Raw genomic sequence first — 25,876 nt, 5'->3', positions numbered from 1 at the left:
AAGATTTACTATCCACTCGTGTCATATTAGTTAACAAGAACGTGACTGGTAGCGTATTCAGCCCTTGTGCTTACTAGCTTTTACGAACTTATTGTGCCACAAAATAAGACGACCGCCGCAGGCCAAATTTTACCTGCGGCGGTCGTCTTATTTTTATTGAGTTCAGGACTACTTCGCGTTAGTCGAAGTGTTTGTCGCAGCGTTGTCAGCAGCCGGTTCTTGCACCGCTTCGTCAGTAGATGCTGCTTTAAGCGTGTTCGTAACTTGCGATTTGCTCTTCAGATCTTCCAACCATGTCGGTGAAAGTTCTGATACCTTCTGCGCGATCAACTGCTCTTTAATATCTGCTTTCTTCTCATCAAGCGTTGCTGCTTTCGCATCTTTGTGGTCCGTTGCTTTGATGATGTGATAGCCATATTGCGTTTGGATCGGTTCGCTGATTTCGTCTTTCTTCAGCTTGAAAGCAGCTGCTTCGAATGCTGGATCCATAGCGCCTTTGCCGAAGAAACCAAGGTCGCCGCCTAGATCCTTGGAGCCTGGATCCGTTGATTTCTCTTTAGCCAGCGTTGCAAAGTCTGCGCCTTCTTTAAGCTGCTTCTCAATTGCATCTGCTTCTTCTTTAGTTGCTACAAGAATATGCGAAGCCTTCACCTGTTCAGGCTCGTCGAATTGCGCTTTATTTTGTTCGAAATAGGTTTTTACATCCTCGTCCGTTACTTTCGCCTGTGGCTCAAGAATTTTGCGGATTCGAAGCTGCATTGGTGTCTGTTTCTTCAAATCGTCGAGCGTCATGCCTGCTTGCTGAAGCGCAGATTCGAATTCCGCTTCAGATGGGAAACGCTTCTTGATGTTCTCAATTTCTTGTGTCACTTCAGCATCGCCTACAACGATACCCGCTTTATCCGCTTCTTGCTTGATGAGCTCGTCCTGAATCATGTTATCAAGCGTTTGCTCGCCGCCAACCTTCACCATCTCGTCATACAATTGATCCTGCGTTATCGCCACGCCGTTAACGGAGCCTACTGTATCGCTGCTGCCGCCGCCAAATGGCATTTTCACAATTGTGAAGATCAAAATGACAGCTAGTCCGATCGAGATGTACATCCACGCCTTACCGCTATTCTGAACCGCAGGAGCTGCTTCTACCTCTCTTTGAGGCTGCACTACTGCAGTTTCTTGTTCATCTTCTTCGTCACCAAGTTCATTGTCTGTATCCGATTCGGTGCGTTCCGCACCTGAAACTTCAGCCGTTTCATCCGAATAGACATCCTCTTTGGTTTCTTGCTTTTTCTTTTCTAGCTCTACTGTCTCAAGCTCATTCTCATTCACATTTTTCTCTTTATCTTTCTCGTTCAACTTGAAAACTCCCTTCCGGCATTTGCAATCAGTTTTAACATTACTGAGTCACTATATCATGTATAACCCCCATAAACCTTAAGATAAGATGAAATATGACGAAATTCTCACAAATTCGTCAAAATAACCATGCATGTACCGGCAGCAAAAGTACAGGTGTAAACACCGCGCATGCGGCCATAGAGAAGCCGCTGAGACCTCCCCGCTCTTCCGATTCAGACAGCAGCTTCGCCGACCCAATGCCATGTGCGGCAGCACCAATTGCAATGGACGATGCAATGTTGTCTCGAACGCCGCATAACCGAAGCAGCGGAGGACCTGCGATACTGCCAACAAGTCCTGTCAATACGGTAAGTGCTGCAGTCAACTCCGGTGCTCCGCCCAACCAGCTGGATAAATCAACGGCTACCGCGGCGGTTACCGACTTAGGCAGTGCCGAGCGCAGAAAGGCTTCCGTTCCGCCAAATAGCATGACGCATAATCCATTCACCAGAAGTCCAACAGCACTTCCGACCAATGCGCCAAGCAATAAGGACGGGAGCATGCGGCGAAGCCGCATGGCATGCTTGTACAGTGGGATTGCCATCGCCACCGTTGCTGGGCCGAGAAAGAAGGTGACGATATCCCCACCTGCATGGTAATCAGGGTAGGAGATATCACCAAGTTGTAATACCAAATAAACAAGGATAGGTGCGCTCAGCAAAGGATGCAGCCATCCCCATCTCCGACGGATAAGCACTGCCGATGCGTAGGCAGCCAGCGTCAGTCCGATGCCAAACATCGGATCTGCGAACAGCTCACTTCTCATCCGCGGCACGCTCCTTCCGCTTAAGCAGCATCTTCGTCGTAAGTCCAGTCGTGATTACGATCGTTAAAGTCCCAGCGGTAAGACTTACAATTGCTGCTAACCAGGATGATTTGAGCTGTGGGCCGAACGCTGCAGCACCAGCAAGCAGTGGAACAAAGAACAGCATCATATGCCTGTTAAGAAATCCTGCGCTCTGTTCTACCCATTCCAGCTTCACAATTCCCATAAATAGGGCTGCTGACAGAAGCAGCAGCCCTAGTACATGTGAGGGGAGCGGAACAGCTGCAAACTGATGCAGCAGCCAGCCTAGTCCGTCAAACCCGATAATGATGCAAAACCCACGCATCGCTCAGTTCACCTGATTGCAAACATCGCCTTGTATAAACGAACGCAAATTCTCCGCTGCAATCCCCATTAACCTTCTTCTTGCTTCAACAGTGGCCCACCCGATATGTGGGGTAATCGTACAATTAGCAGCATGGAGCAGCGGATGATCAACAGAGGGCGGCTCCACGCTCAGAACATCAAGACCCGCTCCGGCAATCCGCCCGCTGTTCAGTGCATCCGCCAAATCCTGCTCCACGATATGACCGCCTCGCGCAGTGTTAATGAGTATAGCCGAACGTTTCATGAGACCCAGTGTACGCTGGTTTACAAATCCGTTCGTGTCTTGGGTCAGCGGACAGTGAAGCGTAACTACATCAGAGGTACGAAACAATTCGCTGTTCGAAACAAATGTAACGGCTTCAAGGCCCGGAACCACTCGAGGGGTACGCGTATGTACCACGACATTCATTCCAAATGCCAACGCTGCTCTGGCGACTTGCTGACCAATTTGACCGTAACCCACAATCCCCATTGTTTTGCCCGAGAGCTCCATCAGAGGATGCAATGAGAATGTAAAATCCGGCCCGGCAGACCAACGACCACTATGTACGGCACTGCTGTGGGCACTCACGTGATAGGTCAGCTCCAACATGAGTGCGAAGACCAACTGAACAACCGAATGTGTGCTGTAATCCGGCACATTCGTCACCACAACCTCATGCTCGGCAGCTGCTTTCGTATCCACGACGTTATAGCCGGTAGCCAATACGCCAATGTATTTGAGCTCCGGCAAACGAGCGATCGTTTCCGCTGAAATCGGCGTTTTGTTCGTGAGTATGACATCGGCCCGTATGGCTCGGCTTAGAATATCCTCTCGAGCCGTTCGATCATAAACGATCAGTTCGCCTAGCTTGTTGAACTCAGCCCAATCCAAATCTCCGGGATTTAACGTATAGCCATCCAAAACTACAATTTTCATTGCGTAAAACTCCCCCTTCTTCCCGCATTAATTAGAGTATTTCATATTCATGCCATTACGTTGATCATACCTCATTCATGCTGTGATGCGAACAGATTTTACCGGATTTCAGCTACAATTTACGTAGCTTTATCACTTCAACGCATATACGGAGTGTAGCTTTATTGCTGTAACGCGTTTTCCCCAAAAAGTTTCTTCATTATATATAGCGTTTTTTGCATGTCTACAAACATCGTTAACCCCTACCTCCCCTTTTCTGAACATAAAAAAACAGCGGCAGTTGTGGACATGAACTTCATCCAAAACTGCTGCTGTGTTTATAGTGCGCCAACTACTGGATGAGGAACATACAGCTCTTCCAGCGATTTAATTTCATCAGAGGTCAACGTAACACGAAGTGAACCAACCGCCTCTTCAAGCTGAGAAATGTTCGTTGCGCCGATAATAGGTGCCGCTACCTGCTCTTTTTGCAGTAACCAGGCCAGTGCAATTTGAGCGCGAGGCAGACCACGTTGTTCTGCAATTGCAGCAACCCGCTCTATTATGAATTGGTCTCCAGCTGCAGTCGCATCATATTTCATTCGCTGCGCCTGGTCGGTTTGGGAACGATAGGTTGTTTCGGACCGATCTCTTGCCAGTCTGCCTGAAGCGAGAGGACTGTATGGAATAACACCGATTTTCTCCGATTTGCAAAGCGGCATCATTTCCCGCTCTTCTTCACGGTAGATGAGGTTAAGGTGATTCTGCATCGCTGCAAACCGAGTCCACCCATGCTTCTCAGCTGCATGTAACGCCTTTAGAAACTGCCAAGCGTACATGGCAGATGCACCGATGTATCTTGCTTTCCCTGCCTTCACGACGTCATGCAGAGCTTCCATTGTCTCTTCAATAGGCGTGTTGTAATCCCAGCGATGAATTTGATACAGATCCACATAATCTGTACCCAATCTTCTAAGACTCTCGTCGATTTGACTCATAATAGCTTTGCGGGATAGTCCAGCACCATTTGGTCCTTCATGCATGCGAAAATGAACCTTTGTTGCGATGACGATTTCATCTCGATTGGCATAATCCTTTAACGCTCGCCCCACTATTTCCTCGCTTGATCCAACCGAATAAATATTCGCCGTATCAAAAAAATTGATGCCGAGCTCCAACGCTCTTTTCATAATCGGACGACTATTCTCTTCATTCAACACCCATGGATGTGTCCACCGCTCAGCAACACCAAAGCTCATACATCCAAGACAGATTCGGGAAACATCCAATCCTGTATTTCCTAATTTCACATAATCCATTAGCAGCCCCTGCTTCCATAATTGATAATGAATCCGACCACTTACAGCAATGTGATGTCCATATCCCGACACCTACCTATTATGCAGCAATGAGAAAACGTCCGTTATCCCGATTCTCTCGAATCATTGCCTAATCCTTGCACCAGTTGTGAAACATAACAAAAACCTTCCCAAATTGATAAAGAAGTATGAGTTGGAAGTGTAGAATGCTCTAACGAACCATACGGCGCTTATTTGCCCAATAATAGCTCCGGAATAATTCTAACGAACTTTAGGAGCTCTATTTGATGCTTTTGGAGTATTTGGGCACCGATTATCCTCAAATAACGTCTCTACGGTTCGTTAGATTCTTGAAGCCTCGAAATTCGGTCAAATAACGTCTCTACGGTTCGTTAGATTATTGTCGAGGAATGTAAGATGAGGAGTGCGTGTTTAAAATCCGCACAGCCAAAAAAAGCTTCGCCCTTTAATCGGGCGAAGCTTTTTTTGTTTAAGCGAATAATACTCTCCATGCACTTTCAGCCTTCATCTTCTTGAATTGCGATTCTGAAATCGTGCAGCACTTTGATTTCGAATGAATTGATTTCTCGAAATACACGATTTTTTTCTTTGAATCAATAAAGACGATTTTCTCCATGTTCGCTGCATTGCTGCGGTCTACAACGCGGAACTCGTACCCTGAACTGTTCAATGCCTCAGTCCAATATTTTAGAGTCCCCATCGTATAAAAGTGATCCTGTAAAGTGTGAATAATCATTCTGTCAGAAATTCCATCAAAATAGAGCAGTAAAATATCTTCAATAGGGACGGATATCAGAGCGGACTTTCCTTCGATATCCTTTGTTACAGCTAAGTATTCGCAGCATCGCTGCATACCGACCATCCCCTATTGATTTATTACTTCAGCAGCTCTTCAGGAGTCTCAGGCTGGTGTATAAATGCCCAGCTTGCGACAGATACGATCATAACTGCACCCATTGACATCAATGTGGCTAAGTTGTAAAGAATACGTTTTTTCATGGCTCCTCACCTCCTTGTCCGAATTAACGTAAGTGACTGTGCGAAGATGCTCGCGATGAGCACGGCAGAGCCGATAAAGAAGCTTGCGGTTACCATGATTAGAGATATGACCTTAAGTAGAGGGAAATATTGATGCGGAATACGAGTCTGTTTTGTTATATTGGAAGGCGAGAAGATAAGACAGAGAATAAATGAAATTGCACTGAGGACCAGCAGTGCGACTGACTCCAACGACACCATTGATAGCGCTGTCATAAGTAGTACAGAGACAATGATGCAAGTCCATCCAGATTGCAAGTGGTAGCCGCCGGAAACCTGTCGCAGCGCGGCGAAAGAAATTAAAGCAATCATCACTTCCGAAACATGACCGGTAACCAAGGCAATCATTAGCGATAACCCGGTAATAAAAACAATATTAAGAAAATTGATAAGAAAATACTCGAGCACTTTAACGCTCGAAGGATGCTCTGGCACTCTTGATTTAATGGATACAGCGATCTTATGGGATAGTGCATTAATCAACGGGTAATCTCCCTCTCTTTCCGTAAGGAGTACAGGAGCAATAATATAAGCGATGCCAAAAAACCAACCAAACTGCCGAATACATTAAGGAAGTACATCATGACCCCAACAAGCACAATAAATGCCACTGTCAAGATTAAAACTGACATATGTTCCCACTTGAATCTGAATTTTTCAAAATCTTTCGCGAAACCATAACCCCTTTTATAAATCTGCCTCCCAATAACAATACCCAACAATCCAGTCAGTAATTGTACGATATGTGCCTTCATCGGAGACGAGTGCATTTGGTCGATCGAGAAAAGCGTGAAAATGAGTCCCGCTTGAATAGCGATCAAGCTCGCATATCCAACGCACGCCATCACCAATGAGCCTAGCAGAGGTATTCGGGCAATAGTTCTGAAGAATATGATCGTAATAATAAGATTGATCACAGGAGCCATGTTAGAGACCGCGGCTAAATCTTCACGAGTCAAGAAATTCTGCAGATTAATCAACTCTATAATAATTAACGAGTGACCTATGTATCTCTTAAAATTAAATCTAAATACGTAAAATGCCAGTGAGTAGACTGCAATCCCTTCGAAAGTTGAAAAAAACATAAACTCCATAAATTCAAGGAGCATAGACAACCGTCCCCAATCCGACAATATCCTGATGAAATCCCTCAAGAATATCTATATTCATTTTAATCTGTTTACGAAAGAATTACCATATATGTCCAAAAATTTTTATTGCACTTCTCTGTCATAGAAATAAAACACCTCCTACTTATAAAATACACGAAATGAATAAATTTACAATCGGTTTTCGTTACATTTTCAACTGCTTCCTGCTTCATTTGATGATAAGTGAGAAAATATGCACATAAAACAGGAGCCTAATCGTAATAAGGCTCCTGTTCGTGTGATCGTATTCAGTTATTATTGCGATTCGGAACTTAAGGCGACCATTAAAAAAATCCGGGGCCCCATTGCTGGGGCCCCTTTCATGGGAGAGGAGAAACCGGACGAAGAGCTTATGGGGAAACGTAAGTCTTCTCCGCGGTTGTCTACGGCATCTCGCGACGCCGATATCTTAAGAATGCCCAGATCAGGAGCATTTATACATCCTTAAATCAATTTCTTCCGATACAGCACAGAGAGCAGCCTGTAGAAATCATAGCTCCCTCCGTTTGGCGTATCAATCAGCTTTCCGTTCACCGCAGCATCTACCGCATTTTTTGCCCAAGCAGGCACTGTTTCCATTTTGTTGCTGGCATCCATTTCAAGCGCCCATAATTGCAATTCTCTTAACGCATTCGTCTGGTCCAGCAGCGCGACTTTGAGTTGATCATTGTCAGCCTTCAGCTTCAGCGCCAGCTTCTGCAGCTCATCGAACGCCTTCTTCTCATCTGCAGTCATCGGTTCATCTCCTTCGCTCTTGATGTCATATTGCATTAAGTTGCTGCCTTGGATGATAGCTGTCAATTTAACCGCATAAGCGGGATCCGTCGCATAGCCGCATTCAAGAAGCATTTGAACCTGCTCAAACGGCGTTTTGGCCGAACGCACTCGTTCATAACGGCTTCGTGCGAACAACAGATCCTGATCTTTGAAGAAAGCATAGATGCTATCGTAGGCCCGGAACGTCGCCGTGACCGTAACTCGTTTGCCGTTAATGACTTCCCATGTTCGTTTATCCACTACAGCGCCTTTCCAATAACCGTTAGGTACGCCGCTCCCGACTTTATACCCAGCAAGGTTGTTCCAATACGGAATGTTGCCGCCTGTTTCCAGCCAACTCTGTGCTAATCGAACGGAGGGGAAAATAGGGGAACCTTCCGCAAATAACTGTTTAGTGACCGGCAGCAGCAGAGTGAAAAACGATTGTTTGTCCATCTAAACACGACACCTCCCTACCGTTTCGAACTTGCAACCTATTAGCATATATATGAAAATAGCAACAGCTTGGCAACCGTCAATCGCCCCAGCGTACACCTGCAGTCAAGACGAACGCCCAGATCACGGCTTGCATACGATACATGCAACAGCCGCTGGAAAGGGTGATGGTTGGTGGAATTGCAGTTAGTTCCATTGCACTGGGTATATCTTGCCTTTATCGTATTTATTATGGGTGTGCTGATCAAAAGACGAGATACGACGCTCGTTTGTGTGGTCGGCATTTTTGCGCTTGGCCTAATCGCAACAGAAAGCTTAAGCGATTCGGTGAGCGGTGTTTTTAATAGCTTCATCTATGCAACAAAGGAGCTTCTGGGAACAATCTTTATCATCTCGATCATCGTAGCAATGAGTCGCATCTTGATCATTACCGGGATCAATGAAGTGATGGTTCAGCCGCTGACGCGATTCTTGCGCACTCCGGCACTCGCTTTCTGGGGAATCGGATTGATCATGATGGTGACTTCATGGTTCTTCTGGCCTTCTCCGGGCGTCGCTTTAATTGGAGCCGTACTGCTGCCTGTTGCTGTCCGTGTCGGGCTTCCGGCACTTGGCGCTGCGATGGCGATGAACTTGTTCGGTCATGGAATCGCTTTATCCGGCGATTATATTATACAAGGCGCACCGAAATTGACCGCCGATGCGGCCGGATTATCCGTTACCAGCGTCATGCAGGCAAGTGTTCCGCTTGTCATTGTTATGGGCGTTGTCACCACGGTTACGGCCTTCTGGATGATGCGCAGAGATATGCGCAGCGGCAAATGGAGAGACGGCCTTATTGCAGCCGGTACAAATCCCGTCCATTCGATCGCGGAAGATCGCGTAGGTTTACCTGCAAAATGGAAACAAACGCTCGCGATTCTCATTCCGCTCCTATTTGTCGTTGATGTCGTCGCCATGTTCGTACTCGATCTTCAAGGAGGCGATGCGACAGCATTGATTGGGGGCACGGCCGTATTCATTCTGATCCTAGTTACCATGCTGGCACACCGGAACAAAGGGCTGGAGCAGACGACCGCTTACCTCATCGAGGGCTTTCAGTTTGGATTTAAAGTATTTGGACCCGTTATTCCAATCGCGGCATTCTTCTACTTGGGAGATTCGGCGTTTGCTGAGCTGTTCGGCAGCGGACTACCTGAAGGCTCGCATGGGATTGTGAATGATTTGGGGGTTGCGCTCGCCAATCATGTGCCACTTAACCAAGCGATCGGATCCGTAACATTAGCTGTGACAGGTGCCATTACCGGCCTAGACGGCTCCGGATTCTCGGGGATATCGCTTGCCGGCTCGATTGCACAGCTCTTTGCATCTGCAATCGGATCCGGTGCGGCAACGCTTACAGCACTCGGGCAAGTGGCCGCGATTTGGGTCGGCGGAGGCACTTTGATTCCGTGGGCGCTCATTCCTGCTGCGGCGATTTGCGGCGTTGATCCGTTCGAGCTAGCCCGCCGCAACTTGAAGCCGGTCTTGTTCGGGCTGGCAGTGACTACGGTCGTTGCCATGTTTATTGTGTAAGCAAAATAGGCATAACCGGCTGATCCGGTTATGCCTTATCATGATCGCTATACTCCAATCTTGCTTCACGGATAACTTTATTTCATTGCAGTCTGAGGCACAAATTGATTGCCATCCCATTGAAAAACATCATCTTTGTTCTCGCCTGTTGCATTGTCGTAATAGCTTTTTTTGAACCCCTTATCGCCAGCCTTGTCCAATTTCACCGAGTAACGGCTACCTTCCCTGCTGCTGATAAATAATTCATCATACCCTTTAACCGATAGCTGAACAAACTGATTGTCTTTGGTCAATGAAAATAGTTTATAGAAATCTCCATTGCTTGTCCCATATTGTCCAATTGAAAAATCGACATTTCCATCACCGTTATAGTCGTCGAAAATAATATCGAAAAAGCTATTAAACTCCAGCTTCTCCGTGAAAAACTGGTTGAGTGACAATTGATTAATTACACGCCCGGTATCATCTGACAGCACTAAATCAAAGGTACCTGACCAATTACGACCCATATTCGGGCCATAATTCCAATCCTCAGAATATACACCATTCGAAAGCACGAGACTCAGCCACTTGGACTCACTTTGATGATTCGCCAACTCGTTCCTGGACAGCGTCATGTTGCCTTTCACTGAGATCGACTGCACTGGTGATGAAACCACTTCCTTCACTGTCGTCGTTCCTTTGTTGCAGGCTGTTAAACCAATGATTAGAACAATTGCGACGGATCCGGCAGCCATCACCTTTCTTAATTCTTTAACGTACTTCGTCAGTTGCCACATGCTATGCATTCTTCCCTCGTGAACGATTTGATTAACACTCTAATTATATCCACTTTTTACTCCCGATGGGATATTTAAGATTCAAAATCCGAAGGATACAATTTGTATCAAACTCGTACTCGATACTCCTAGCGGTTTGTTCAGGGGAGATATACAAGCCCAATTTCATGCTTTCATTAGCTAAATAAACTTAAACCGCTGCCGTTCTCCATTCAACGTGCCAAAACCCTCTACCCGCTTCCACAAACCGCGTGCTGCTTGCAGCAAAAAGCTAACGAACCGTAGAGACCTTATTGGGCCAAATTTCTCAATTCTGAAATTCTAACGAACCCTGGAGGCCTTATTTCACTTCAAAAACTCCAAAAATCACCAAAAGTGACAATATAACGCCTGTACGGTTCGTTAGAGATTTTCGGAGCTGCTTGGGGCCAAATAAGACCTGTACGGTTCGTTAGAGCATTCTGCAACTCATCTCGTGATATAGGTACCAATTAAAAAACGGGAGTCAGATACATGATGATCATGTACCTGATTCCCGTTGACAAGCTTCACATACGCCGTACACTTCAAATCGGTGATTCATAATTTTGAATGAACCCGGCAAATCGAGTGACTGGTCCATCGGACAATATTCGAACGTAAGCGTCTTCTCGCAATTGATGCAAATTAAGTGATGATGATGATGCGACAGGCAGCTTACACGGAACTTCAAGCCCCCATCCATAAAATAAAACTGTTCCAGCGCCCCCATCTCACTTAGAAGACGCAAATTACGATACACGGTATCGAAGCTCACGCTGGGATACGCACGCGACATCTGATCGTATACGTCTTTCGGAGACAAGTAACCCTCCGTCTTAGCGAAAATCTCAGCCAGTTCTCGGCGCTGCTCAGTAATCCGCCAGCCGCTTTGTGACATGATCTCAATCATTTGTTTGACCGTATCTTGCGATTTATGGGCATCCGAATGGGAATGGGAATGAAGTTCTGACATCGATAAACGTCCTTCCAATATTCCGAAGGTTCATGCCGCCTATAGCTGCTTTTTCGGAAGTGATACCCTTAGTTTAGCATATTTCTCTCGAATTTCATCCCGTTTGCGCAATTTCATCCATGCGATAGAATGGCATCGGATTAAAAGAGCAGCCAAACGGCTGCTCTTTTAATCCGATTATTCACGTTTCATAGTGCACGATCTGCGATACGCTAATATCACGCATCGGCGCGCCTTGCATCCAGGCTGCGTACCAGTCGGCCGTAAGCTGCGCCGCTTGCTGTGCATCCCAGCGGGGCCGCCAGCCTAGGCGAGAAGCAGCTTTTGTCGTGTCGAGCAGCATCGGCGCTGCGTCAGGCTGCTGACGCAGGCTCGAGGCCGCTGCGCCAGCAGTAGCCGGCGCAGCCAACTGGCTCCCGAGGCGAACGCGCAGCGCCTCGGCGAGCCAGGCCGAGGTCCGCGCTTCGCACGTGCGCGGACCCAGGTTCCACGCCTCGGCGAAGTCGCTGCCGTCGCCTGGCGGGAACAGCCGCTGCGCGAGCGCGAGGCAGCCCGCCAGCGCTTCAAGCACGTGCAGCCATGGCCGGAAGCCACTCGGCCATACCTGCCGCTGCTGCGCTTGCGCTGCGCGCTCTCCGGCTGCTGCGCGCACGCAGTCCGGCACGAGGCGGCCGCTGGCGAAGTCGCCGCCGCCAATGAGGTGGCCCGCGCGGACGGTCGCAACCGCGGGCCCGCCAGCGCTTCCGGCGAAGTAAGCGCGCCGGAAGGAGGACACGACAAGCTCCGCGCATGCTTTGCTTGCGGAGCCGGGCTCCGCTCCGCCGAGGCCATCGGCTTCGCGGTAGCCGAGCACCCAATCGCGCGGCGCATAACAATCCGCCGCCGTAACGGCAACTACAGCGCGGATCGGATGATCCTCGTGTACGATACGCACCGCTTCCAGCAGTGCAGCCGTCCCAGCGACATTCACATCGAAAATTTCAACCGTGCCATGCTTCCCTTGATGCTCTGACTGCCCAGCTAAATGAAAAACCACCTCTGGCTTTGCATCACGCAGTGCAGCCGTAAGCTTTGCAGAATCCCGTATATCGCCACGCGTCCATGGAATGATGTGTTCTAGTCCACACAGACGGTACATCGATGGCGTAGTCGGCAATTCATCACTGTATCCGGTAACAACCGCCCCTAAGTGGTGCAGCCATAAACTCAGCCATGTTCCCACAAAACCGGTATGCCCCGTCACAAATACCTGCTTACCTTGCCAAAACGAATTATCCGGCATCGCTGTCCTGTCATCCTCTCCGCTTTCCTAGGGTGAAGCCTATTCACGCAGCTATGACAACAGCTTATGCAACTTCGCCCTATTTCGTTTGCGGACAAGCAACAAGCACTTATCAACTTATACCCCTCCCCGCCAAAAACACAAAAAAACCGCAGGTCATCAAGACCCGCGGCCACCGCGAAATTTCTGAGTATGTGCTTTTGCTTCATCGGTATTGGTAACCCGGTTGCGGCTCCATTCGATGAGAATGCGGTCGATATAGCGAAAATGCAGCTTGCCCGCGAAGACGGCTTCCTTCAGCGCGAATCGGATCAGCTCGTCCGCATAACGATCTTGATCGACCCATGCGCTGATCGTCTCGCATTCCATCGGGGATAGCGGGCGGCCGAATTCTTGCTCGAATATTGAAAATAAATCCGATTGCTTCGGCCACTCGCCTGCGATGCCAGCACTTGCATGCGAATTCCCCACGCCTACTGCTGTGCCGACAGAACCCGCTCCACCAAAACCTGCTCCGGCTCCAGAACCGGAACCAGAACCAGAACCAACTCCAACTCCAACTCCAGTCCCAGCGCCTGCGGCACTGACGCGCTGCAGCTCCCGCTCATTCTCGAACGACACTCTCGCTTCTTCAGCCAGCCACTCCGCACTGCGGATGATGAAGCCGTTCCAATTGTAGCGTTCGAATTGCATGCCGCTCACCGGATCAACCTCTTCGTCAATGGCAAGCAGCTCTTCCTTCATCAAGCGGCTTAGCAGCTGATGCGCTGCATTGGGCAGAATGCCAAGCCGCTCTGCCAGCTGCTCCGGCGTCGGAAAATCGACGCCTTCAACCTGACGGTACGTCATCAGCTGCAGCATAAGCAGCATCTCCGTATCCGTTAACCCAATGCCGCGATAAGCACGGAGCAGACCGGCCGGCACCACGACGCCGCCGCCGTTCATGGCGGCGGCCATTCCGCGTGCGTAGGCCTTCCACATTTCGGTTTTCACCGTAAGTCCTCCCTTCCCATGCGCTTACGGATACAAACGGTACAGCAAACGAGGGAACGGAATCGTTTCACGCACATGCTCCAAGCCGCAAATCCATGCAACCGTACGCTCTAGTCCCAAACCGAAACCGGAATGCGGCACTGTGCCGTATTTGCGCAGGTCTAGGTACCATTGGTACGCTTCCGTTGACAATTCATGCTCGGCAAACCGCTCCGCCAGCAGCTCGGGATCGTCGATCCGCTGCGAACCGCCGATAATTTCGCCATACCCCTCAGGCGCAATCATATCCGCGCAAAGTACAACTTCCGGACGATTCGGGTCAGGCTTCATATAGAACGCTTTGAACGAAGCCGGATAATGGGTGATGAACACAGGACGATCATATTTCTCCGCAATTGCCGTTTCATGCGGCGCACCGAAATCTTCGCCCCACTGAATTTCATGTTTGTTCTCCTGCAAGAAATCAATCGCCTGATCGTACGTAATACGCGGGAACGGCGCTACGATGTTCTCCAGCTTGCTGATATCGCGGCCAATCGTTTCAAGCTCCTTACGGCAGTTCTTCACGACATTTTGCACCACGAAAGAAACGAACTGCTCCTGCACGCGCAAGTTTTCCTCATGATCAACGAACGCCATTTCCGGCTCGATCATCCAGAACTCGATCAAGTGACGGCGAGTCTTTGACTTCTCCGCACGGAACGTCGGTCCGAAGGAGTACACTTTGCCAAGCGCCATCGCTGCTGCTTCCATGTACAGCTGGCCGCTTTGCGTCAAATACGCATCCTCGTCAAAATATTTCGTGTGGAACAGATTCGTCGTTCCCTCGCAAGAAGATGGCGTCAGAATCGGCGGATCCACGAGCGTAAAGTTTCGATCGTCGAAGAACTGCTGAATCGAGCGGATAATCTCTGCACGAACAACGAGAATTGCCCGCTGCTTCGGCGAACGCAGCCATAGGTGACGACGGTCCATCAAGAAGTCGACGCCATGCTCCTTCGGCGTAATCGGATAATCCTGCGCGATTTGGATAATTTCGATATCTTCGACTGTCAGCTCATAGCCGGACTGACTGCGCGGCTCCTCACGTACAATACCTTTCACGTAAAGGGAGCTCTCCTGCGTCAATTCCTTCGCTGAGTTCCATATTGTTTCCTCAATTTCACTCTTTACGACGACACCTTGCACATAGCCTGTTCCATCGCGTAGTTGAAGAAATTGGATTTTACCGCTGGAGCGTTTACCGTTCAACCAGCAGCCAATCCAAACCGACTGACCGGCAAAATCCTTCAGTTGTGCAATCGTTGTTAATGTTTTCATCGTTCATTTCCATCCTTTCCGTCTATACGGATCTTAATGTTCAGCAACCATCTATTTGTTCACGATCTCATACGTATCCCTTGCAATTAACAGCTCTTCATTCGTCGGAATGACTAGCACACGGACACGTGAACCATCCTTCGTAATGTACCGCGCTTCTTTGGATCGCTCCGAGTTGCGTTCTTCGTCGAGCTCGATGCCGAGGAAAGTCAGCTGCTCACAGACAGCTTTACGGACGGCAACGGAATTCTCGCCTACACCGGCCGTAAATACGACTGCATCCAAGCCATTCATGCCGGCCGCATAGGCGCCAATATATTTGCGAAGGCGGTAGGTATACATATCGAAAGCCAGCTTCGCATGTTTATCGCCATCTTCCATCGCTGTCACGATTTCACGCATATCGCTGCTGATTCCGCTAATCGCCATCAATCCGCTATGTTTGTTCAGCATAGAGTTCACTTCGTTCAGCGTCAGCTCTTCCTTGTTCATCGTAAACGGCACGATTGCCGGATCCAAATCCCCGCTTCTAGTCCCCATCATAAGCCCTTCAAGCGGCGTTAACCCCATACTGGTGTCAAAAGACTCCCCGTTCAGAATAGCCGCGCAGCTGGCGCCGTTACCGATGTGGCAGGTTACGATTTTGAGCTCATTCAGCGGCTTGCCAAGCTTCTGTGCGGCAAGCTTGCTCACATAATTATGCGAGGTACCGTGGAAGCCGTATCGTCTGATTTTGTGACGGCGGTACAGCACCATCGGAATCGGATACAGAAACGTCTCCATCGGCATCGATTGGTGGAAAGCCGTATCGAACACGACCACCTGCGGCACATCCGGCAAGTTCAGCTCAACAGCAGTAATCCCCATCATCGCAGGTGGATTATGAAGCGGCGCCAAGTCGAACAAACGCCTGATTTCTTTCTTCACCTGGGCGGTGACGAGGGTAGATTGCTTGAAGCTTTCGCCGCCGTGGACAACCCGATGACCAACTGCTTTAATCTCATCCAGCGATTTCAATACGCCGTGTTCACGGTGCACCAGTATGCTGCTGACTTTGCGTACGGCTTCATTGTGGTCGAGAATTTCGCTGACCCGATTCACTTCAATACCGCCTGCCGGCTCATGGGTAAGAATCGAATCATCCATGCCAATCCGTTCTACGCGGCCTTGTGCGAGGACCGACTCATCTTCCATGTTGTACAGCTGATATTTCAATGAAGAGCTGCCTGCATTCATGACGAGAACGATCATACGCGGCCCCCATCCTTGTCGTAGCTGAAGAAGCCTTCTCCGCTCTTCACGCCGAGCTGACCGCCTCTTACCATTTTTTTCAGAATAAAAGATGGCCGGTATTTGAGTTCACCATATTCCCGGAACATCCGCTCAAGCGCTGCAAGTACCGCATCCAGACCGAAACGGTCCGCCATCTCGAAGGGTCCATGCTGGAACGCGTACCCGATTCTCATCGCGCTGTCAATATCGTCTGCCGAGGCGACACCTTCTTCAAGCACGTGAAGCGCCTCATTTATGAATAGGCAAATGAGCCGCGTGGTGACGAATCCGGGCGATTCAAACACCATGACGCCTTTCTTATGTATCGTTTCCTCAACAAAATGTTTGGTGAGCTCGAAGATTTCATCCGAGGTTTTCAGACCGCGTACGATCTCCACTAAGTCCGTCTTGCTGACCGGATAGACGAAATGCATGCCGATAACACGCTCCGGATGATTCGTCACACTCGCAAGCTCCGTTAAGCTCAGTGTTGACGTATTGCTCGCCAGAATTACCTGCGGCGCGCAAATTTGATCCAGCTGCTTGAAGATGTCCAGCTTACTGTCCAAATCCTCTGTAATCGTCTCAATGACAAGCTCGCATTCGGCCAAATCGGTGAGCTGCGCCATCGGATGAATGCGGTTCATAACCAGCTTCTTCTCCGCTGACGTGAGCGCCCAACGCTCCATCTGCTTGTCTAAACTTTGTTCAATCATGCAGATCGCATGATTCAGTCGTGCATTGTCTTGTTCTACCATGTAGACCTCAAGACCATTAAAGGCCAGCATTTCACAAATGCCCTGCCCCATCGTACCGGCGCCAACGACGCCTGCTTTACGGACCGCTGTCAACTTTCACACCTCCATGGTTCTGCGTCTATTATACATTTTTTTAAACCAAGAAGAAACGACTGTCCCCGTCCTTTGGAGGTGCATTTCATTTCTTATATATTCTGCAATGCCAAAAAAGAAGGCGGATAGGCTCCGCCTTCTTCGTCATTTCAGTTATTGTGCGACAAGCAATTGTTCTTCCGAAACCGCATTGCCAAGCAGAGAACGGAACCGGTCCCCGCTTAATGTTTCTTCATTCGTAAGCACAATCAGTGAGGACGTGAACACTTCACGATTGCTCTCCAACATGCGCTTCACGCGTTCCATAAGCTCGTTCAGAATACGACCGTTCACATCAGCCCATTTGTCAGGCGTCATCATCGAGCTGTCGATAATGCCAAGATCAGTAAGACCTGATTCCACCATAGAACGAACAATGCTCATGGCTTGATCGAAATCGCCTCTGGAGCCAGTGCTGCGTCCGCCATAAAAGATCTCTTCTGCAGCTGCGCCGCCAAGCGCAATCATAATCTGGCCTTCCAGGAAAGGCTTCGTATACAAATATTTATCCTGCTGCGGATTGTGACGAACATAGCCCAGCGCCTGCCCCCTTGGCAGCAGCGCAACCTGAGATACGCTGCCCGGACGGACTAGCTCTGCGGCGATCGCATGACCCAATTCGTGCAATGCCACGCGTTCACGCTCTTCGCTCGTCGCTTCACGATCCGTACGCTCACCCATCATCACTTTATCAATTGCCATGGATAAATGCCGCTGGCTGATCACTTCACCATCTTCTCGCATGGCATAGATGGCAGCTTCATTCATAACACTCTCCAGCTGTGCGCCGGAGAAACCGAAGGACTCTTCAGCAATCTTGTCGAGATTCACATCCTCGGCATTAAGCGGTTTGTTCTCCGCATGGATATTGAGAATATGCGCGCGGCCTTTCTTATCCGGCAAATCAACGGCGATATGACGGTCGAATCGGCCTGGACGCAGCAATGCGCTATCCAGCATTTCCTTGCGGTTCGTTGCACCGATCAGCAGAATACGCGGCGTATCCGACGTATGAATACCGTCAAGCTCTGTTAACAGCTGATTCAGCGTTTGATCGTACTCGCGCTGCTGTCCGCCATCACGTTTTCCACCAATTACATCGATCTCATCAATGAAAATAACGGCGCTTTCCTTGTTCTGCTTAGCTGCCTTCTGACGAGCTTCCTTGAACAATTCACGGATACGGCTTGCGCCGACGCCGACATACATCTCCACAAACTCAGAGCCGGAGGCGGCCACATAGACCGAATCCGTATAATGTGCCGCCGCTTTCGCCAGCAGCGTTTTCCCTGTTCCGGGAGGACCTGTAAGCAAGATGCCCTTCAGTGGACGAATACCGAATTTCGAAATTTGATCGACATGGATCAGAAAATCAAGTGCTTCGACGAGCTCCTGCTTCGCCCGGTCCTGTCCGCCAATTTGGTCAAATGATAGCGGCTTCGTCGGCCTTACCTTTCCTCTGCTTCCGCCGCCAACGGTAGCTAGATTGCCGCGCGTCTTCGCCATGTAGAGCAATCCGCCAACAATACCAGCAAGGAATACGAGTGGAATGGTGTTTACACCTACATAAAACTGTAAAAATAAGATAAAGACCGGCACGAAGCCGATCGCCATTTCTTTCCCATACTTAAGCATTCGGCCACGCTCCCAACGTAATTGGCGTACGAGGCAAGACGATATACTTCTCGGATTTGCTGTCTTTTAACGTAATATATACATTACTATCATCCATTTCGGATACAGCCGTAACACCGGCGTACTTGTTCTGGACTTGCTTCAAGGTTGCCGGAATATCCGCATAATTGCGATGCTCCATAGCCTGCGCAATATCGAAGAGCATCGATGACCAAACATCATCCAGCTGTTTTGACGTATTTTCAGTTCGGATATCAAGCTTAAGCTCACGATTTCCGATCATGTTATCGCCTTTCGTTGCAATCGTATCGTAAACGTCCCGCAGATTCGCATCACGGTCCAGCTTTAAATCTATCGTAACCGAGCTGCGGTCAATTACCGGCTCGCCTTCTATGACGCCAGGTGTTTCGGCAACAATTCGTTCCAGTGGCCCTATCGTCGCCACATTACGGTGTATATACCAGCCGCCAACTAACAAGCCGGCGGAAATCACAGCAGTTAGAATGGCTGGAAGCAAACGTATTTTCATAGCAAAAAGCCCCCTTCATCGAACAATTTGCGCTGCACTTTCGTCTATCACTTGCTGCTATACGAAAGTATATCACAACCTGCTGATGCAGAGGGCGTGTAATAAAAGGGAACTCTGGTCGAACTTACTTCATGTCATTTGCTTTTTACCTGGCAGGCAGCTTATACGTAATCAGAAACACGCCATCACGGAAACGATAAAACTCATAATAATGATTCGTTACACCGGCTTGATTACGGGAATAAAATACTTCCCACACCGGCTCACCTCCGAATAATCCGAGCTTCAAATGGGAGATGGCGGCGTCCGGCTTCCCAAGTAGAAACCGTTCCTTGATCTCTGTTTTCGCGATGCCTTCATCTGCACGAAGCGTAATGGACTCATTTTGCTTCAACCATACATATGTAATGTCACCGTTATGGTCTTTCCCTTTCACAATCCAGACCGGTTCATCCCAAACATAATGATAAGAACTGTCCACACTGCTGAGACTGCCTCGATCCTTAGCCTCGGCTTCTGCAGCTTGTTCTTCTTTCCAAACAGGAGACTGCACAGACCGATAGTACCAGTTGAGCGCAATCAAGATCAGAATGATCAAGGTCGCACTAAGCGCAATCCATCGGCCTGCTGTCAATACCGGCGGTCTTTTGCGTCGATTCGCACGCATTAGCTCGAGAGCAGCCTTTCAAAGCAGCGCTGCGCCTCAGCGCGAATTTGCGCTTCATCCAGGAAGACACATTCGCTTTGCTTAACCACTTGAACACCATCTACCCATACATGCACGACGTCGCGCCCTGATCCGGAATACACCAGATGCGAGACAATTTCAGTCTGCGGATAGAAATGCGGCTGTTCGATATTCAAGGCGATGAAATCAGCCTTCATGCCCGGTTTGAGCATACCTAGCCGTTCTTCCTGCCAGATCGCACGTGCACCATATACGGTGCCAAGCTTGAGTGCTTCCCAAGCCGGAACTGCAGTTGGATCGCCTGAGATACCTTTGTGGATAAGGGCAGCCAAACGAATTTCATCAAACAGATCCAAATTATTATTGCTCGCCGCACTGTCAGTGCCAAGCGATACGGTTACGCCGGCTTTCAGCATATCCGGCACACGGGCAATGCCGCTTGCAAGCTTCAGGTTGCTTGCTGGGTTATGGGAGACGCTGACGCCGCGCTCGGCAAGCAGCGCGATCTCTTCATCCGTCAAATGAACCGCATGCGCGACCAAAGCCGGGCGAGAGAAGAAACCGAGCTTGTCCAGATGCTCGACAGGACGGCAGCCATAATCATTGACATTGAATTGTACTTCCGCAGCCGTTTCCGACATATGCGTATGCAGCGGCAGATCAAGTTCATTCGCAGCCTCTACGATACGAGCGATATAATCCGGTGGGCATGTGTACGGAGCATGCGGTGAAAGCATCGTACGAATACGACCGTTTGCTCTTCCGTTCCACTCTTGAGCAAATTGCTTGGCTTCATCCAGCTTTGCTGTTTGCACATCCGGCGGGCAAAGTCCGATTACACCGCGAGTCAGCAGACCCCTCATGCCGGATTGCTCTACAACCTCAGCTACGATGTGCATCCGATCATACATGTCGACGAAAGTCGTCGTTCCGGATTTCAGCATCTCAGCTACGGCGAGCGCTGTTCCCCAGCGTGCATCTTCATCCGTGTATTTGCCTTCCATTGGCCACATCTTCTGCTCCAGCCATACTTGCAGCGCTTCATCGTCGGAATAACCGCGAAGCAACGACATCGCAGCATGTCCGTGGGTATTAATTAAACCAGGCATGAACACAAGCCCTTGGCCATCTAAACGTTCAGCCCCTGCAGGAGCAGGATCCGGCGCTAGTTCATCCAAATATAGAATCGTATCGCCTTCCACAACCATATGCCCTTTTAATACGGGACGCTGTTCGTCCATCGTGACAAAAGTGCCGTTCTCAATCCACAACCGTTTCATTCTCGTCGTCCCCTTCTTCGTCCAAGTAATACGCTAAGCTCAGCAGTTCAGTGGTGAAATTCGCATAGTGGATGCGCACATGCTCCTGTACCCTTAGAATCGTTGGGGCAAAATTCAAGATCCCGTCCACGCCTGCTTCCACGAATTTATCTGCAACATTTTGCGCTTCAATTGCAGGTACTGTAATGATTCCAATGCGGATATTGCACTCCGCTACCGTTTCCTTCAATTTATCCATCGGCAATACCGTCAACCCGTTAATGGAGGCGCCAACCATAGATGGATGAACGTCGAATACGGCTGTAATCTTCATATTATCCTTCAGATACGTATTATAGTTGCACAGCGCTCGGCCTAAATTACCGGCACCGACCAGCCCTACATTCAGCGGCTGGTCCAGCTTTAGGATTTGACGGATCTTCTCGATGAGATAAGTGACGTCATAACCGATCCCTTTTCGACCAAAATCACCAAAATAAGCGAGATCTTTACGGATTTGGGCCGGATTCAGATCCAGCTTGTTCCCAAGCTCTTGCGATGAAACCGTCTGGACATCCCGCATGTTCAGATCGTTCAAGACCTGCAGATAAACCGGTAGTCTGCGAACGACCGCCTCGGATATTTTCATCGGCTTCATTTCTCCACCTCTTCTTCACTTGGACTTGGCGCAAGCCATTCGCGTATGCGCGGTACAATTTGCTCCAAATGCATATGTTCGATCTTCGGCCCCGGCAAGGAATACAGGAAGTATTTTCCATAATACGTATCAATCACTCTAGTATCGTAGATAAGAACGATGCCGCGGTCCTTAGCAGTCCGTACAAGGCGGCCAAAGCCCTGCTTGAAGCGAATAACCGCTTGCGGGATGGAAAGCTTCATAAACGGGTTCTGCTTCTGCTCCTGCAGCAATTCTGACTTCGCTTCTACAAGTGGATGGTTAGGCGGCTGGAAAGGAAGTCTAACGATAGCAAGACATGTCAGCGCATCTCCGGGTATATCTACGCCTTCCCAGAAGCTGCTTGTTCCGAGCAGAACAGATGCTTGCTGCTGTTGAAATCTTCTGGTCAGCTTGCTGCGATTACTGCTGTCGATCCCCTGTCCGAGAACGTGAATACCGGTCGGCGCTAGCGCTTCCTTGAGCGGATCATAGACCTGCTTCAGCATCCTGTAAGACGTGAAGAGAACGAGCATACGTCCTTTTGTCTCAATAGCTGCCTCTGTCAGTGACTTCACCAGCATATCATTAAATTGTGGATCGCCGGCCGCACCTTTCAATACAGGAAAGTTACGCGGAATAATGACCAGCGCTTGCTCTCTGTAATTAAATGGAGACGGCAATTGAACCGTCTTGAGTCTTCCCTGCTCCTCATCTTGTGTTAGACCAAGCTGTTCACAAGCATATTGAAATGATTTCTGAACGGATAAGGTCGCTGAAGTGAGAATGACGCTTTTCTTAATATCGAAGAAATAAGTTCGCAGCTGGCTGCTCACATCTGCAGGTACAGCATACAGCTGAATCGATTTCGCTCTTGAATTGCTGTTTGCTTCAAGCCAGTATACCGTATCTGTCTTATCCGCCTTCATAAACTGACGCAGATCATCTCTTGCCCTTGACAGATCTTTGATCGTGCCGCTTAAATCCGTCACCAGCGCGGCAATGCCAGGATCGTCGATCTCTTCTTTGATGGCAGCAAACACTTTATCGAGCGGACGAATGATTTGGCTTAAGTAGCCGTTAATCGCTTCCTCAATGAGCTGTGCATCCGACCAATAGTCCGGCAGCTTAGCGCTGCGGAGTCTGAGTACGAACTGTCCGGTCTCGCCGCTTGTGGCGTCTCCTGAGCTCTTCGTACCGGAAGCACTGTTTCCCATCAAGGTGTACAGCATTTCAAATAAACGATCCCATTCATCACGCAAGTCGCCGAATACGGGAACAACTTCATCAATTTCTTCGCGCCATTTCTGGGTTTTCTCGACATTCTCATTCGCCAGCCTGCTCTTGAGTGCAATCAATTGACCATTGCGTGCATCTTTGCAGAGTCTGATCACCGGGTGCTGAACGGAATAGTAGGAAACCTGTGTGCCTAGATGTTTGCCTGCGACTTCTTCCAAATGATGGGCCTCATCGAGGATAAGATGCTCATAACCCGGAAGCAAGCGGTGATCGGCTCGAATGTCAGTGAAGAGCATCGAGTGATTCGTAATGACGACATCCGCAATATTCGCTTCCTGCTTCGCCCTGTGATAGTAGCAGCGTTTGAACCAAGGACATGCACGATTGAGACAGGAGTCCGTATCACTGGCAACCGTCCCCCAGAAATCAGCACCGCGATTACCGAAATTCAATTCTTCTTGATCACCATGATTCGATTCGCTGAGCCATACGACCATCTGCGAAGCCGTAATTCTGTCCTCGGCCGGTGAAGCGAAATCACGCATATTTACTTTACCTTCAAACTTGCGTAAACATAAATAATTGCCGCGTCCTTTAAAGACGGCGGCTCGGAATGGATAAGGCATGACAGCCTGCAGCAGCGGCAGATCGCGCGCACGCAGTTGTTCCTGCAGGTTGATCGTATGCGTACTGACGACTATCTTCTTATTGTGCTGGACACCATAGTACAGAGCTGGGATAAGGTATCCCAGCGACTTTCCTGTGCCTGTACCCGCTTCAATGAGCAAATGACGCTCTTCATCCAGCGCATCAATCACTTCTTGAAACATCATATTTTGCGGCTCGCGTTCTTCATAACCGGAAATTAGGGCGGCAATTTCACTCTTGATATGCGTCAGAAATTGCGGGAACGTCCAGTCTGTCACAGACGTTCCAGATTCCTCATCCATGTTTTCCCTTGGATGCTGCTCTTCCGACCAATCGCCTGCCTTCATGGCAAATTGACGGAAGTAATGATAGGCGTCAGGATCGATGGAAGTTTGCGTTTCTTTAATGAACGCCATTTGGGAAACGAACCAGCCTAAATCATCCAAATCATCGCCGAGCAGATTAGCTAGTCGCTGCAGGGTTAGGAGCGGCAGTCCTTTAAGCTTGTTATAACAATTGGTGAATAACTCCGCCGTTGCCATCGCATCGCTGTCTGCACGGTGATGCTGGTCATGTTCGATGCCGAACAATTCCGTCACCGCGCCCAGCTGATAAGTCGTTAAGGTCGGATAAAGGATGCGCAATAAATCAATCGTATCCAGCCGTCTTCCGTCAAAAGGCAAATATCCGCAGCGATCAAGCGCCGTGTTAAGGAAGCCTGCGTCGAAACTGACGTTGTGCGCAACGAGAACGGCATCGCTCAGCAGCGGTATGAGCTCCAGAAGCACCTCATCAAGCTCTGGCGCGTCTGCAACCATCGATTCATCAATGCCGGTTAACTGCGTAATGAACGGCGGTATCGTAATCGTCGGTTTTACGAATGTACTGTAAGAATGAACCACGTTTAATTCTTCATCCAGCAGCACAAGACCAACTTGTATCATTTCATCGCCGGCACTATGACCGGTCGTTTCCAAATCCAGTACGGCATAATTCATCCGGTAAGTATCCTCTCACAAATACTAAAGCTGGCCACTCCCGAATAACAAGGATAGCTGGCCTGCATGCTGCTCGCATGACTTCATGTTCGACAATGGATCCGTAAAGTTAGGATCCGCTTCATGGGCCTTCTCAAAATAAATGGCCGCCTGTTCTAAATTCATGCGGACAGCTTGTATGCAGCCCAGTGCGTTTAGGCCAAGCGCCTTCCACTTCGGATGCTCCGTAACTTCTACGAGCAATTGAAAGTGACGCTGAGCTTCATGCCATTCCTGTAAATGCATGCATGTCATGCCTAGGAACAGCCGTGCACGGTTATCATCCGGCGATCTTCTGACCGCATCTTGGAAATGGTTAAACGCTTCTTTAAACATAAATAATTTAAAATAGCCTTGACCTTTGGACATCGCCTGCTGCATTTCGAATGCAGCATCATCGTCTACGTCTAATGGATCTGACTTCTCGATTGGCGCTGCCGTGCTATGATTTACTTTGCTTGCTGCAGCAGGCTTCTGCTGCTGGAGCGGCGGTGCAGGAACAGCCGAGATAATCTTGGGATAACTTGGTGCCGGTGCTGGTTTAAGCGGTACTTGACCTTGACCGGCAGAAGTGCCTTTAGAGTGTGCCAGCTGCAGATCTCGGAAATCCGCCATCTTTTCTTCAAATTGAAGCCATTCCTCGATAAACGTATCGCTGAACTGTTTCAGCGAGGTTAGTTGTTCATCAAGCTGCTTCCGTTGTGCGCCGTTTGCGTGCGGATAATGGATAATAATTTCTTCGAGCATTTCCTGCATGGTAGCAAATACATGTTTGAACATATCGTCGCACCCACCTTCACGCCAGGATAGAAGTGAATTTGTTATGCTCATTCTTTGCCCCGGCACTGCTTTTCATACCCTGTCCCAGAC

24 protein-coding genes are annotated in these 25,876 nt (G+C 49.1%); 1 reads left to right on the top strand and 23 read right to left on the bottom strand.

All coding sequences use genetic code 11. The features are described from left to right. Positions 1 to 168: 168 nt before the first annotated feature. The 9 genes from AC506A_RS02430 to AC506A_RS02390 form a co-directional block, all read right to left on the bottom strand. Positions 169 to 1,356, bottom strand: coding sequence for a foldase protein PrsA (locus tag AC506A_RS02430; protein ID WP_495459399.1), 1,188 nt, complete (start codon positions 1,354 to 1,356; stop codon positions 169 to 171). Between the two features lie 118 nt (positions 1,357 to 1,474). Beyond that, the gene (locus AC506A_RS02425; protein WP_495459398.1) at positions 1,475 to 2,164 is read right to left on the bottom strand and encodes an LrgB family protein; all 690 of its coding nucleotides are present in this window, start codon (positions 2,162 to 2,164) and stop codon (positions 1,475 to 1,477) included. Continuing rightward, positions 2,154 to 2,510 carry a CidA/LrgA family protein gene (locus tag AC506A_RS02420; RefSeq protein ID WP_495459397.1) on the bottom strand — a complete coding sequence of 119 codons (357 nt, stop codon included), beginning with the start codon at positions 2,508 to 2,510 and terminating at the stop codon, positions 2,154 to 2,156. The genes AC506A_RS02425 and AC506A_RS02420 overlap by 11 nt, the downstream gene beginning before the upstream one ends. A gap of 3 nt (positions 2,511 to 2,513) precedes the next feature. After that, entirely contained in the window at positions 2,514 to 3,470 is a 957-nt protein-coding gene (locus AC506A_RS02415; RefSeq protein ID WP_495459396.1) for a D-2-hydroxyacid dehydrogenase, read from the bottom strand. A gap of 317 nt (positions 3,471 to 3,787) precedes the next feature. After that, on the bottom strand, positions 3,788 to 4,768 hold the full coding sequence (locus tag AC506A_RS02410) for an aldo/keto reductase (RefSeq protein ID WP_495459395.1): 981 nt from the start codon (positions 4,766 to 4,768) through the stop codon (positions 3,788 to 3,790). A gap of 490 nt (positions 4,769 to 5,258) precedes the next feature. Beyond that, the gene (locus tag AC506A_RS02405; protein WP_495459394.1) at positions 5,259 to 5,642 is read right to left on the bottom strand and encodes a LytTR family transcriptional regulator DNA-binding domain-containing protein; all 384 of its coding nucleotides are present in this window, start codon (positions 5,640 to 5,642) and stop codon (positions 5,259 to 5,261) included. 23 nt (positions 5,643 to 5,665) lie between these two features. Then, positions 5,666 to 5,788 (bottom strand): cyclic lactone autoinducer peptide, encoded by a 123-nt coding sequence (locus AC506A_RS02400; RefSeq protein ID WP_495459393.1) that lies wholly within the window; start codon positions 5,786 to 5,788, stop codon positions 5,666 to 5,668. Between the two features lie 6 nt (positions 5,789 to 5,794). Then, a complete protein-coding gene (locus AC506A_RS02395) occupies positions 5,795 to 6,310 on the bottom strand; it encodes an accessory gene regulator ArgB-like protein (protein ID WP_495459392.1) in 516 nt (171 codons plus the stop codon). Between the two features lie 1,112 nt (positions 6,311 to 7,422). Next, positions 7,423 to 8,190 (bottom strand): glycoside hydrolase family 73 protein, encoded by a 768-nt coding sequence (locus AC506A_RS02390; RefSeq protein ID WP_495459391.1) that lies wholly within the window; start codon positions 8,188 to 8,190, stop codon positions 7,423 to 7,425. Positions 8,191 to 8,421: 231 nt separating this feature from the next. Here AC506A_RS02390 and AC506A_RS02385 point away from each other — a divergent pair, with 231 nt between their 5' ends. Then, complete coding sequence (locus tag AC506A_RS02385) at positions 8,422 to 9,765, top strand: hypothetical protein (RefSeq protein WP_495460952.1); 1,344 nt, start codon at positions 8,422 to 8,424, stop codon at positions 9,763 to 9,765. A gap of 77 nt (positions 9,766 to 9,842) precedes the next feature. Here the strand turns inward: AC506A_RS02385 and AC506A_RS02380 are convergent, their stop codons facing one another. The 14 genes from AC506A_RS02380 to AC506A_RS02315 form a co-directional block, all read right to left on the bottom strand. Next, positions 9,843 to 10,544, bottom strand: coding sequence for a hypothetical protein (locus AC506A_RS02380; RefSeq protein ID WP_495459390.1), 702 nt, complete (start codon positions 10,542 to 10,544; stop codon positions 9,843 to 9,845). Positions 10,545 to 11,064: 520 nt separating this feature from the next. Further along, on the bottom strand, positions 11,065 to 11,538 hold the full coding sequence (locus AC506A_RS02375; protein WP_495459389.1) for a Fur family transcriptional regulator: 474 nt from the start codon (positions 11,536 to 11,538) through the stop codon (positions 11,065 to 11,067). A gap of 181 nt (positions 11,539 to 11,719) precedes the next feature. Continuing rightward, positions 11,720 to 12,820: a CDP-glucose 4,6-dehydratase gene (gene rfbG, locus AC506A_RS02370; protein WP_495459388.1), complete on the bottom strand. Its 1,101-nt coding sequence runs from the start codon at positions 12,818 to 12,820 to the stop codon at positions 11,720 to 11,722. Positions 12,821 to 12,979: 159 nt separating this feature from the next. Beyond that, positions 12,980 to 13,813 (bottom strand): DnaD domain protein, encoded by an 834-nt coding sequence (locus AC506A_RS02365; RefSeq protein WP_495459387.1) that lies wholly within the window; start codon positions 13,811 to 13,813, stop codon positions 12,980 to 12,982. Between the two features lie 24 nt (positions 13,814 to 13,837). Further along, entirely contained in the window at positions 13,838 to 15,133 is a 1,296-nt protein-coding gene (gene asnS, locus AC506A_RS02360; protein ID WP_495459386.1) for an asparagine--tRNA ligase, read from the bottom strand. Positions 15,134 to 15,184: 51 nt separating this feature from the next. Next, positions 15,185 to 16,384 (bottom strand): acetate/propionate family kinase, encoded by a 1,200-nt coding sequence (locus AC506A_RS02355; protein WP_495459385.1) that lies wholly within the window; start codon positions 16,382 to 16,384, stop codon positions 15,185 to 15,187. Then, positions 16,381 to 17,256: a 3-hydroxyacyl-CoA dehydrogenase family protein gene (locus AC506A_RS02350; RefSeq protein WP_495459384.1), complete on the bottom strand. Its 876-nt coding sequence runs from the start codon at positions 17,254 to 17,256 to the stop codon at positions 16,381 to 16,383. The genes AC506A_RS02355 and AC506A_RS02350 overlap by 4 nt, the downstream gene beginning before the upstream one ends. A gap of 153 nt (positions 17,257 to 17,409) precedes the next feature. Next, entirely contained in the window at positions 17,410 to 18,930 is a 1,521-nt protein-coding gene (locus AC506A_RS02345) for an AAA family ATPase (RefSeq protein ID WP_495459383.1), read from the bottom strand. Further along, positions 18,923 to 19,459: a hypothetical protein gene (locus AC506A_RS02340; RefSeq protein ID WP_495459382.1), complete on the bottom strand. Its 537-nt coding sequence runs from the start codon at positions 19,457 to 19,459 to the stop codon at positions 18,923 to 18,925. Before AC506A_RS02340 ends, AC506A_RS02345 begins: the two co-directional genes overlap by 8 nt. A gap of 145 nt (positions 19,460 to 19,604) precedes the next feature. Further along, positions 19,605 to 20,126 carry a cell wall elongation regulator TseB-like domain-containing protein gene (locus AC506A_RS02335; protein WP_495459381.1) on the bottom strand — a complete coding sequence of 174 codons (522 nt, stop codon included), beginning with the start codon at positions 20,124 to 20,126 and terminating at the stop codon, positions 19,605 to 19,607. After that, positions 20,126 to 21,427 carry an amidohydrolase gene (locus AC506A_RS02330; protein WP_495459380.1) on the bottom strand — a complete coding sequence of 434 codons (1,302 nt, stop codon included), beginning with the start codon at positions 21,425 to 21,427 and terminating at the stop codon, positions 20,126 to 20,128. Before AC506A_RS02330 ends, AC506A_RS02335 begins: the two co-directional genes overlap by 1 nt. Beyond that, the gene (locus AC506A_RS02325; protein WP_495459379.1) at positions 21,408 to 22,064 is read right to left on the bottom strand and encodes a redox-sensing transcriptional repressor Rex; all 657 of its coding nucleotides are present in this window, start codon (positions 22,062 to 22,064) and stop codon (positions 21,408 to 21,410) included. Before AC506A_RS02325 ends, AC506A_RS02330 begins: the two co-directional genes overlap by 20 nt. Beyond that, a complete protein-coding gene (gene dinG, locus AC506A_RS02320) occupies positions 22,061 to 24,967 on the bottom strand; it encodes an ATP-dependent DNA helicase DinG (protein WP_495459378.1) in 2,907 nt (968 codons plus the stop codon). Before dinG ends, AC506A_RS02325 begins: the two co-directional genes overlap by 4 nt. Before the next feature lie 24 nt (positions 24,968 to 24,991). After that, on the bottom strand, positions 24,992 to 25,786 hold the full coding sequence (locus AC506A_RS02315) for a hypothetical protein (RefSeq protein WP_495459377.1): 795 nt from the start codon (positions 25,784 to 25,786) through the stop codon (positions 24,992 to 24,994). Positions 25,787 to 25,876: the final 90 nt, after the last annotated feature.

The sequence above is a fragment of the Paenibacillus sp. N22P23 genome, assembly GCF_059383735.1.
The sequence above is the reverse complement of the archived record's forward strand: the minus strand, read 5'-3'. Positions and strand labels throughout refer to the sequence as shown.

Bases quoted from the DNA above. Each gene is read 5' to 3' on its own strand.
- AC506A_RS02425 (WP_495459398.1), bottom strand. From the start codon at position 2,164: ATGAGAAGTGAGCTGTTCGCAGATCCGATGTTTGGCATCGGACTGACG.
- AC506A_RS02420 (WP_495459397.1), bottom strand. From the start codon at position 2,510: ATGCGTGGGTTTTGCATCATTATCGGGTTTGACGGACTAGGCTGGCTG.
- AC506A_RS02415 (WP_495459396.1), bottom strand. From the start codon at position 3,470: ATGAAAATTGTAGTTTTGGATGGCTATACGTTAAATCCCGGAGATTTG.
- AC506A_RS02410 (WP_495459395.1), bottom strand. From the start codon at position 4,768: ATGGATTATGTGAAATTAGGAAATACAGGATTGGATGTTTCCCGAATC.
- AC506A_RS02405 (WP_495459394.1), bottom strand. From the start codon at position 5,642: ATGCAGCGATGCTGCGAATACTTAGCTGTAACAAAGGATATCGAAGGA.
- AC506A_RS02400 (WP_495459393.1), bottom strand. From the start codon at position 5,788: ATGAAAAAACGTATTCTTTACAACTTAGCCACATTGATGTCAATGGGT.
- AC506A_RS02390 (WP_495459391.1), bottom strand. From the start codon at position 8,190: ATGGACAAACAATCGTTTTTCACTCTGCTGCTGCCGGTCACTAAACAG.
- AC506A_RS02385 (WP_495460952.1), top strand. From the start codon at position 8,422: ATGGGTGTGCTGATCAAAAGACGAGATACGACGCTCGTTTGTGTGGTC.
- AC506A_RS02380 (WP_495459390.1), bottom strand. From the start codon at position 10,544: ATGTGGCAACTGACGAAGTACGTTAAAGAATTAAGAAAGGTGATGGCT.
- AC506A_RS02375 (WP_495459389.1), bottom strand. From the start codon at position 11,538: ATGTCAGAACTTCATTCCCATTCCCATTCGGATGCCCATAAATCGCAA.
- rfbG (WP_495459388.1), bottom strand. From the start codon at position 12,820: ATGCCGGATAATTCGTTTTGGCAAGGTAAGCAGGTATTTGTGACGGGG.
- asnS (WP_495459386.1), bottom strand. From the start codon at position 15,133: ATGAAAACATTAACAACGATTGCACAACTGAAGGATTTTGCCGGTCAG.
- AC506A_RS02355 (WP_495459385.1), bottom strand. From the start codon at position 16,384: ATGATCGTTCTCGTCATGAATGCAGGCAGCTCTTCATTGAAATATCAG.
- AC506A_RS02345 (WP_495459383.1), bottom strand. From the start codon at position 18,930: ATGCTTAAGTATGGGAAAGAAATGGCGATCGGCTTCGTGCCGGTCTTT.
- AC506A_RS02340 (WP_495459382.1), bottom strand. From the start codon at position 19,459: ATGAAAATACGTTTGCTTCCAGCCATTCTAACTGCTGTGATTTCCGCC.
- AC506A_RS02335 (WP_495459381.1), bottom strand. From the start codon at position 20,126: ATGCGTGCGAATCGACGCAAAAGACCGCCGGTATTGACAGCAGGCCGA.
- AC506A_RS02330 (WP_495459380.1), bottom strand. From the start codon at position 21,427: ATGAAACGGTTGTGGATTGAGAACGGCACTTTTGTCACGATGGACGAA.
- AC506A_RS02325 (WP_495459379.1), bottom strand. From the start codon at position 22,064: ATGAAGCCGATGAAAATATCCGAGGCGGTCGTTCGCAGACTACCGGTT.
- dinG (WP_495459378.1), bottom strand. From the start codon at position 24,967: ATGAATTATGCCGTACTGGATTTGGAAACGACCGGTCATAGTGCCGGC.
- AC506A_RS02315 (WP_495459377.1), bottom strand. From the start codon at position 25,786: ATGTTCAAACATGTATTTGCTACCATGCAGGAAATGCTCGAAGAAATT.